This is a genomic window from Acidovorax sp. KNOB132 (assembly GCF_057541515.1).
Genome location: NZ_BAAJYT010000196.1, coordinates 1 through 6,597, shown reverse-complemented (window position 1 = coordinate 6,597; position 6,597 = coordinate 1). Strand labels below are relative to the sequence as shown.

The 6,597-nt window shown below is 68.9% G+C and carries 8 protein-coding genes; 1 reads left to right on the top strand and 7 read right to left on the bottom strand.

The genetic code is table 11. From position 1 onward, the window contains the following. Nucleotides 1-22: 22 nt before the first annotated feature. From AC27IO_RS18550 to AC27IO_RS18520, 7 genes are all read right to left on the bottom strand, one after another. Complete coding sequence (locus tag AC27IO_RS18550; protein WP_498740102.1) at nt 23-1,354, bottom strand: methyl-accepting chemotaxis protein; 1,332 nt, start codon at nt 1,352-1,354, stop codon at nt 23-25. 200 nt (nt 1,355-1,554) lie between these two features. Next, complete coding sequence (gene htpX / locus AC27IO_RS18545; RefSeq protein ID WP_272565273.1) at nt 1,555-2,427, bottom strand: protease HtpX; 873 nt, start codon at nt 2,425-2,427, stop codon at nt 1,555-1,557. Between the two features lie 133 nt (nt 2,428-2,560). Continuing rightward, nucleotides 2,561-3,298, bottom strand: coding sequence for a DUF3025 domain-containing protein (locus AC27IO_RS18540; RefSeq protein WP_498740100.1), 738 nt, complete (start codon nt 3,296-3,298; stop codon nt 2,561-2,563). A gap of 4 nt (nt 3,299-3,302) precedes the next feature. Next, nucleotides 3,303-4,196, bottom strand: coding sequence for an NYN domain-containing protein (locus tag AC27IO_RS18535; protein WP_284429653.1), 894 nt, complete (start codon nt 4,194-4,196; stop codon nt 3,303-3,305). Nucleotides 4,197-4,266: 70 nt separating this feature from the next. Then, complete coding sequence (gene pyrC, locus AC27IO_RS18530) at nt 4,267-5,316, bottom strand: dihydroorotase (protein WP_284429652.1); 1,050 nt, start codon at nt 5,314-5,316, stop codon at nt 4,267-4,269. A 112-nt stretch (nt 5,317-5,428) separates the two neighbouring features. Next, the gene (locus tag AC27IO_RS18525; protein WP_498740097.1) at nt 5,429-5,929 is read right to left on the bottom strand and encodes a hypothetical protein; all 501 of its coding nucleotides are present in this window, start codon (nt 5,927-5,929) and stop codon (nt 5,429-5,431) included. 175 nt (nt 5,930-6,104) lie between these two features. Further along, a complete protein-coding gene (locus tag AC27IO_RS18520; protein WP_498740095.1) occupies nt 6,105-6,341 on the bottom strand; it encodes an ATP-binding protein in 237 nt (78 codons plus the stop codon). Nucleotides 6,342-6,393: 52 nt separating this feature from the next. Here AC27IO_RS18520 and AC27IO_RS18515 point away from each other — a divergent pair. Continuing rightward, nucleotides 6,394-6,597: hypothetical protein (locus AC27IO_RS18515; protein ID WP_498740094.1), on the top strand; the 204-nt coding region annotated here is incomplete at its 3' end.

The window sequence follows — 6,597 nt, the reverse complement described above, 5'->3', positions numbered from 1 at the left end:
TCGCTCACGCGCTGCACGCTGCTCACGATCTCTTCCATGGTCGTGCCCGCGTCCTGCACCAGCGCGAGCCCGCTTCCACCTTCTCGACCGAGTTGCCGATGAGCGCCTTGATTTCCTTGGCCGCTTCGGCCGAGCGACCGGCCAGGCTGCGCACCTCGCTCGCCACCACGGCAAAGCCGCGGCCCTGTTCGCCGGCGCGGGCGGCTTCCACCGCAGCGCTCAGCGCCAGGATGTTGGTCTGGAAGGCGATGCCGTCGATCACGCTGGTGATGTCGGCGATGCGGCGCGAGGACTGGGCGATGCCGTCCATGGTGCCCACCACGCGCTCCACCGCGTCGCGCCCGCGCCGTGCCACGTCGCTGGCCGACACCGCCAGGTGGGTGGCCTGCTGGGCCGCATCCGCGCTGTGGCGCACGGTGGACAGCAACTCTTCCATGCTGGCTGCGATTTCCTCCAGGTTGGAGGCCGTCTGCTCGGTGCGCGCCGACAGGTCCGAGTTGCCGGCCGCGATCTCGGCGCTGGCGCCGGCCACCGACGTGCTGGCCTGCCGCATGCCGATCACCAGGCCGGTCAGGCGCGCCTGCATGCCGTCCAGGCGTGCCAGCATGGCCCGCACCTCGTCACGGTTGCCGGCGCCGATGGCCGGCACGGTGGAGGTCAGGTCGCCTTCGGCGATGCGGTCCGCCACCGTGGACGCATGCGACAGCGGCCGCAGGATGGAACGCGACAGCACCACGGCGCACACCAGCGCCAGCAGCAGCCCCAGCACCGAGCCGCCCACCAGCAGCGCGATGCCCTGGCGTTCGCTGGCGGCGGCGGCGGCCCGGTCTTCCTCCACCTGCTTGCGCTGGTAATCGGCCATGTCGTTCACCGCCGCGGCATAGCGGTCGGCCGCGGGGCGCAGCAGTTTGCCCACCGCATCCGGCGGCAGGGTTTCGCCGGCCTTGCGCCGCTTGACCAGATCGTCGCGCGCCCCCCGGAAAGCGTTGCCCGCGGTGTCGATGGCCTCGAAGATGCGCTTGGATTCGCTGTCCGTCGCCAGCTCTTCGAGCCGCTTGCGCACCTCGGTCGATCGGGCGGAAGTGGCCTTGCGGTCGGCATCGATGCGCGCGGCATAGGCGGGGTTGTCGATTTCCAGCAGGGTTTCGGCGCGCGAGGAACTCAGCACCACGATCGCGTGCAGTTCGCGTGCCAGCAAGGCCCGCTCCGCCGCCGGTCCGCCCAGGCCATCGGCGATGTCCTGCAGTTCCATGAGCCGCCAGATGCCCACGGCAGCGGCGAGGGACATGACCAGGCAGATGACCCCGAAAGCCAGGGCAAGGCGCAGGGAAAGGCGGGCGTTGTGCAGGGTCATGTCAGATACCGGTGAGAAGGGCCGCAGGCGAAAAGAGCGGCCGGCGGTGCGCCAGGCGCATGGGGTGGGGTCCATGGTAAGTATCGGCACCGGTTCTGACAACTTGATACAAGCGCAAAAAAAGAGCGGCCGGATCGCTCCGGCCGCTCTTTCGCGGGGCAGGCGGCGTGCAAGGCCGCCCGCCCCATTCACATGACCCCTCAGGCGTTCGTCTGCAGCGCGGCAATGCGCTCTTCGATCGGCGGGTGGGTGCTGAACAGCTTGCCGATGCCGCCGGCGATGCCCAGGGCAGCCATGTTCTTGGGCAGTTCGGCCGGGTGGGCGCCGCCCAGGCGGGCCAGCGCGTTGATCATGGGCTGCTTGCGGCCCATCAGCTGCGCCGCGCCAGCGTCGGCACGGAATTCGCGCTGGCGGCTGAACCAGGCCACGATCATCGACGCCAGGAAGCCCAGCAGGATGTCGAGCACGATGGTTGTGGCGTAGTAGCCGATGCCGGGGCCGGAGCTGTTCTCGTCGTTCTTGCGCAGGAAGCTGTCCACCGCATAGCCGATCACGCGGGACAGGAACACCACGAAGGTGTTCATCACGCCCTGGATCAGCGTCATGGTCACCATGTCGCCATTGGCGATGTGGGCCACCTCGTGGCCGATCACCGCCTCGACCTCCTCGCGCGTCATGCCCTGCAGCAGCCCGGTGGACACCGCCACGAGCGCATTGTTCTTGAACGCGCCGGTGGCGAACGCGTTGGGGTCGCCGGGGAAGATGCCGACCTCGGGCATGCCGATGCCGGCCTTGTCGGCGAACTTGCGCACGGTCTCGACGATCCAGGCCTCATCGGCCGACCCGGTGCCGTCGATGATTTGCACGCCCGCGCTCCACTTGGCGACGGGCTTGCTGATCAGCAGCGAGATGATGGCGCCGCCGAAGCCCATGATGAAGGCAAAGCCCAGCAGTGCCCCCAGGTTCAGGCCATTGGCGGTCAGGAAGCGGTTGACGCCCAGCAGGCTGGCGACGATGCCCAGCACCACCACGACGGCGACGTTGGTCAACAAGAAAAGCGCGATTCGTTTCATCGAAGGGTTCTCCACGGAGGGATACGGGGGTGTGACCAGCGGCAGGAACGCGCTGTCACAAACCGGAAAATGGGGATGGTGCGCAGGCGTTCAAGCCGTGTTCGCAGCGTTGCGATGGCCCTGGTGTGGTTTGTTATGCGGGGCGCGCGCTGCGGAATACGAGGGAGTCATCATAGAAGCAAAAGTTCTCGTTCTCGGGCCACCAGCCGGGCACTCCGAGCACCGGCAGCGGCAGAAAAGGCTTGGTGGCCAGGTGCGCCGCATCGAGCGCGCCGGCCAGCCAGGCATCCACATCCGCTACCGAATCCATAGCACCCTGCGCTTGATACACATGCGCCGTGATCGGTTTTCTTGGCGCCTCGAGTTTTTCCAGCAAGGCATGGCCGACCAGCACCAGCTGCGCCTGCCGCCACAGCGGCCGCAGATCGACGAACAACCGCCGCCAGTCGCGCGCCGCCAGCGCCTGCCACAGCGGCGCGGGGGCGAACAGCACGGCGCCGTTTTCATCGAACAGTGTGATCGCATCGCGCAGCGGCCCGCGCACCGCGCCCACCCCGGTCTGGGCGATGGCCTCGGCCTGCAGGGCATTCAGCCGGCGCTTGGCCTGCGGGTACCGCAGCCAGACCAGGCCATTGAAGAAATCGTGCAGGTTGTCGCGGGTGGGGACGGTGCCGGTGTCGAAGATGAACGCCTCGTAGGCCTGGCCCGCCGGCAGCGCCGAGTGCGCCACGAAGCGCACGGCGGCGCCCGGCATCCGGTTCAGGGCGTCCGGCAGGGGCGTGCCGGACTGCCACGCCGCCCGGACCGCGGGGCCCAGGTGTTGGAACGGCTGCAGCCAGGGCGGTACCGCGCCGAGCGCGCCAGGGCCCACGGATTCAGCGCGCCTCAGGGAGGTAGCGGACCGCGTTGGGCTGCGTCTGGGGCTTCAGCTCGAACTGGTCGGGGAATTTCTTGAACAGCTTGGTCGATGCCGTGTTCTTGCCCAGCAGCTTGGCGTCGTGCAGCAGTTTCACGATGTCGCCCAGCGGCTGCCACTGCCCGGCCTTCAGGGCAGGGGCATGGTCCAGGATGTGGCGGACGCTCACGGCCTCGCCCGCACCAGAGGCCGACCGCGCCCGCCGGCCATCCGCCCCAGCGTCATCCGCCGCCTTGGCCGCCGTGGTGGAAGCCACCTTCCTGGCGGCGGCTTTCTTCGCCGGCGCCTTCCTGGACGGTGCGGCCTGCACCGCCGGCTTGGGCGCAGCGGCCTTGCGGGGGGTGGTTTTGCGCGCGGGCGTTTTCTTGGCCGCGGGGCTTCGCGGGGCCGGTGGTGCGGCATCCTGCACCGCGGCGGGGGCCTCGGTCACCGCATCGGCCTCCTGCCCGACCAGGAAGACCTGATCGTAGGCATTGACAGCCTCGGGCGCCATCTTGCCGCGGTCGGAAAGGCACACCATCCGGAACCCGCGCTCGCGCAGCCGCAGCACCAGCGGCACGAAGTCGGCATCGCCCGAACCGATCGCGATGGTGGACGGATGCGACGGCGCATAGGACAGCTCCATCACATCGACCGCCAGGGCCACGTCCGTCGTGTTCTTGGTCAGCGACAGGTTCATGTAGGGCCGGATCATGCGGGTGCGCAGCACCTCCCCGAGCCCCTTGAGCTTGTCGGCACTGCCGTAAGCGCGGCGCAGGGACACGCTGCCCTCGTGCTGCTCCAGGGTGCGAAAGGCCTCCTCCACCCAGGCGGGCGCACACAGGTTGTCGGCGTCGATGAAGAAAGCGGTCATGGGTGGCCTCGCAGGGACTGTCGGAACACGGCCGCCAAGGCGGGCAGGCACGCTGGGTGCGTGGTGGCGTTCACCCCACGACCCGCCACGGCAGCGCCTCGCCCGAGCGCAGCGGCTTGAGCTCGGCCTCGCCGAACGCGAAGCTGCCCGGCGGCGTCCAAGATTCGCGGCGCAGGGTGATCGTGCCCTGGTTGCGCGGCAGGCCGTAGAACGCGGGGCCGTGGAAGCTGGCGAAGCCTTCGAGCTGGTGCAGCGCACCGGCATGATCGAATGCCTCGGCATACATCTCGATCGCTGCATGGGCGGTGTAGCAGCCGGCGCAGCCGCTCGCATGCTCCTTGAGGTGGGCCGGGTGCGGCGCGCTGTCGGTGCCCAGGAAGAATTTGTCGCTGCCACTGGTGGCCGCCTCCACCAGCGCCACCCGGTGCGTTTCACGCTTGAGCACGGGCAGGCAGTAGTAATGGGGGCGGATGCCGCCGGTGAAGATCGCGTTGCGGTTGTAGAGCAGGTGGTGCGCCGTGATGGTGGCCGCGGTGAAACGGTCGGCCTGCTGCACGTACTGCGCCGCATCCCGGGTGGTGATGTGCTCGAAGACGATCTTCAGTTCCGGGAAGTCGCGGCGCAGCGGAATGAGCTGCTGCTCGATGAACACGGCCTCGCGGTCGAACAGGTCGATGTCGCTGCTGGTCACCTCGCCGTGCACGAGCAGCAGCAGGCCGGCCTTCTGCATGGCCTCCAGGGTGCGGTAGGTCTTGCGCAGATCGGTCACGCCGGCATCGCTGTTGGTGGTGGCGCCGGCGGGATAGAGCTTGAGGGCGACCACGCCCGCCGCTTTAGCGCGCACGATCTCCTCGGGCGCCAGGTTGTCGGTGAGGTACAGCGTCATCAGCGGCTCGAAGGCGACGCCAGGCGGCACGGCCGCCTGGATGCGCTCCTGGTACGCCGTGGCCAGGGCCGCCGTGGTCACGGGCGGGCGCAGGTTGGGCATGATGACGGCGCGCCCGAACTGGGCGGCCGTGTGCGGCACGACGGTGAGCAGCGCTTCGCCGTCGCGCACGTGCAGGTGCCAGTCGTCCGGGCGGGTGATCGTGAGGGTGTCGGGGGAGTGGGCAGCGGTCATGGGCGCCATTGTCCCATCGCGCCGGCCCATGAAAAAACCCTGCCCACCCGGAAGGATGGACAGGGTAAACCCCAAATCAATGGGGCGAGGGGGTTGCAGGTTGGTGTTCTGATCAGCAGCCGGAGGGACGGTTGCCGCGCATGGGAACGATGCCCGAGACGGTGATGCGGTCACCCGAGCCGTCGGTGGCCGTGAGCGTCTTGCTCAGGAGGCGCACCTGGTTGGAATCGCGCGACACGGTGGTGTCGATCCAGTCGGTGGCGCTAAACTCGCGCTGCGAGAACGTGAGGAAGGCGATGTACAGGTTGCCGGCATTGGGCTGGTAGCGCACGTCGCCGGAGGCCTGGTCGCTGGAGCCGACCTTTTTAGCGCCGTCGAAACGGAAGGTGCAGACTTCGGGCGACGAACCCACCGGGTTCTTCTTTTCCACGTCGGTCAGGTTGATGGTGCCGTCGCCGTACACGCCGTTCAGGCCGGAGACCGTGGCATTGCTCACCGTGAGCACGCCGGGCTGATCGCTCGGGGTGGGATCGTCATCGTTGCCGCCGCCACAGGCAGTGAGCAGCAAGGCGGTGCAGGCGGCAGCGGAAAAGGTCTTGAGAAAAGCGTTCATGGGTCAGTCAGGATCGGTCGGTGGGAAGCCGCAGGATCGGGTGGCATGCCCCCGTTCTCGCGACAAGTCCCGATCCTAGAAATGGCCCCTCAGCCCCCCTGTGGGCCTTTGGCAGCGGAGCCCGTAGGACAGATTCCCGCACCGCCGGGCCTGCCGGACGCAGCGCAGCAACCCTTCAGTCCAGCGCTGGGGGCGCCACCGCGGGAAACCGCACAGTGAAGCGCGAGCCCCCTTCCGGCCGGTTTTCCACCTCGACCGTGCCGCCCTGGCGGACCACCAGGGCATGGACGATCGACAGCCCCAGGCCCGAGCCCTCGCCCCCGTGCCCGGGCGCGTGCGGAAAGCGGCGAAACGGCCGCGACAGCATCTCGGGCGGCAGCCCGGCCCCGGCATCGCTCACGCGCAGCGCCACGCCGGCAGCCGTCGCCTCCGACCGCCACGCCCAGCCAGCCGCCGTCGCCCGCGTGGCGCAGCGCGTTTTCGACCAGGTTGAAAAGCACCTGCCGCAGGCGGTCGGGGTCGGCATTCACCAGCGCCGCGCGTGGCGCCTGCGGCACCTGCAAATCGAGCGCCACGCCATGTTCGGCGATGCGGCTGGCATGGCTGGCCAGCGCCTCGCGCACCAGTTCCGCCAGGTCCTGCGGCGCCATCTTGAGCGACAGCTGGCC